General features: G+C 60.3%; 1 protein-coding gene. It reads right to left on the bottom strand.

Features of this window, described 5'->3' with window-relative positions; all coding sequences use genetic code 11:
- On the bottom strand, positions 1-2,716 hold a 2,716-nt coding region (locus WLY71_RS30270), incomplete at both ends, for a beta strand repeat-containing protein (protein ID WP_347806507.1).

Below are 2,716 nucleotides of genomic sequence, written 5' to 3'. Positions count from 1 at the left end.
CGCTGACCGGACCATCAACGCTCGACGTCCCGTTAAGCACGCTGCCGCTGACTGGGGCGTCTTCGCTGGTGGTCACGGTTTCGCTGATGTCGGTGAAGCTGTCGTCGACCGGGGTGACGCTGATGTTCAAGGTCGAGGTGACATTGCTGCCGGAACCGTCAGTCACGGTATAGCTGACCGTCGGCACCGTGCCGTTGTAGTTGGCGGCCGGGGTGAAGGTGTAGGCGCCATCGGCCCCCATCACCAGAGTGCCAACGTTGGCAACAGTCGCGGTGCTGCCAGCCGCGTAAGTGGTCGCACCGACGGTGAAATTGACCACGCTGACCGGGCCATCCACGCTCGATGTACCCGACAGCACATTGCCGGTCGCCAAGGTGTCTTCGTTAACCGTGACGGTTTCACTGGCATCGATGAAGTTGTCGTTGACCGGCGTGACGCTGATGTTCAGGGTCGAGGTAACGTTGCTGCCGGAGCCGTCGGTGACGGTGTAGCTGACGCTCGGCACGCTGCCGTTGTAATTGGCAGTCGGAGTGAAGGTATAAGCTCCGCTCGCCCCGATCACCAGGGTGCCGACGTTGGCGATAGTCGCTGTGCTTCCAGCCGCGTAAGTGGTCGCCCCAACGGTGAAGTTGAGCACACTGACCGGGCCGTCGACGCTCGAAGTGCCGGTCAGCACGCTGCCGGTGGCCACGGAGTCTTCGTTGACGGTGACGATTTCACTGACATCGGAGAAGTTGTCATTAACCGGCGTAACGCTGATGTTCAGCGTACTGCTCGAGCCGGTGCTGGTGGTGTATGTCACCTGTGGAACGTTGCCGTTCCAGTCGGCAGCCGGCTTGAAGGTGTAGTCGCCGTTGCTGGCGATGATCAGCGTTCCGACACCGTTAATGGTCGAGGTCTGGCCCGCTGTGAAGCTGCCGTTGACCCCAGTCACGTTGAAGCTGGTGACGCTCAGGACGTTATCGACATCGCTGTCGTTGCCCAGCACGTTGCCGGTCGCGTTGTGGTCTTCGTCGACCGTGATCTTGTCCGCCTGCAGCACGCTTGCGTCATCGACGGCACCGACGTGCACCACCAACGGCAGCGAGGTGCTGGCGCTTGGGGCATCGCCGTCTTTGGCGGTGGCCGTCACGGTCAGGGGGATGTCGCCATTGAAGTTCGTCGGCGGTGTCAGCTTGAGCGTGGACAGGTTCCAGCCAGTAATGTCCACCGACGTCGAGCCGTCGGCAGCATTGAAGGTGTGGGTGCCATCGGTGAGTCTGGAGCCCGCCGGCAAGCCGTTCAGGGTGAGAGTGAGAGTTTCCGAACCATCGACGTCGTTGGTGTGGGCCTGGATGGTCGACAACAGGATCGCTTGGTCTTCAAGGCCCGAATTGAGCACCTGGGTGACATCGATGTTATCCAGCACGCCGCCCAGGCTGTTTCTGTCCCCGGCGCGGAACTCGAGTTTCTGGTTGCCATCGGCAGTGACCGGAATGTCGAAACTGTAGTGCTGCATGCCGGTGGTCGTGGTGTTCAAGGTGCCAATGAGTTGGCTGCCCCAATACACATTGATGTGCGAATTCACCACGCCTGCACGCGGTGCATAGTCGAACGACACGTTATAGGTGCTGCCGGCCTTGGCATCGATAGTGGTGTAGAGGTTGCTCGCATCGCCGGCGTTGCGCTCCAGTTCAATGACCTGGTTATCGCCGCCGGCACCATAGATGCTGGCCTTGCCGATTTCGACCATGCCACCTCTGTTGTCAGTGTGCCAAACGCCGTTGCCGAGCTGGCTGACGTTGACGTCGCCATGGCCGTTGTTCAGCGCGACTTCCTGGAAGTCGGTCGAGACGACCGTACCGCCACCCGTCAGTGACAGGCTTGGGGTATCGGTTACTGGCGCGACGACAATGGTGCCGGTTGCCGAAGACGCAGAGGGCATACCCTGGTTATCGGTCGAGGTGTAGGTGAATTGGGTGGTGCCACTCCAGTCGCCAGTAGGTTTGAAGTAAACCGTTGCGCCATTGGCGGTTGCGGAGATGACACTGCTGGTGGTCAACGCGATGGTCCCGGCAGCGTCAGCGTAAAACACACCATTGGCCGGCAGGCTGGTCAGATTGAAGTGCCCGACAGTGCCGTCGATGTCATTGCCGCCAAGTTGCACGGCGATCAACTGATCTTCATTGCCAGTGGCCGAGGTAGTGCTGACGGTCGGAGCGTCGTTGACCGGGTTGACCTTGATGTCCAGCGTGCTGATGGAATTGGTGTTGGTGGTATAGCTGATCTGCGGAGTGGTGCCATTCCAGTTCGCCGTGGGGGTGAAACTGTAATCGCCGTTGGCGGCGATAGTCACAGTGCCGACGCCGGCGATAGTCGCGACTTGACCCGCGGTAAAGGAACCGGTGACGCCTTGGACGGTGAATGTCGCGACACTCAGAGCATTGTCGACATCGCTGTCATTGCCGAGCACGTTACCGGTTGCAACGTGGTCTTCATCGACAGTGTTGGTATCCGCAGTCAGGACGCTTTGGTCATCGACCGGGGTAACGCTGATGTTCAGGGTCGAAGTGACATTGCTGCCGGAACCGTCGGTGACGATGTAGCTGACTGTCGGTACCGTGCCGTTGTAGTTGGCGGCCGGAGTGAAGGTGTAGGCGCCGTTCGTTCCGATCACCAGGGTACCGACATTGGCGATGGTCGCGGTTTCACCGGCCTGGTACTGAGTACCGCCGAC

The sequence above is a fragment of the Pseudomonas rossensis genome, assembly GCF_039888995.1.
Lineage (GTDB): Bacteria > Pseudomonadota > Gammaproteobacteria > Pseudomonadales > Pseudomonadaceae > Aquipseudomonas > Aquipseudomonas rossensis.
Note: the sequence above shows the minus strand (reverse complement) of the source record. Positions and strands in the feature narration are given on the sequence as shown.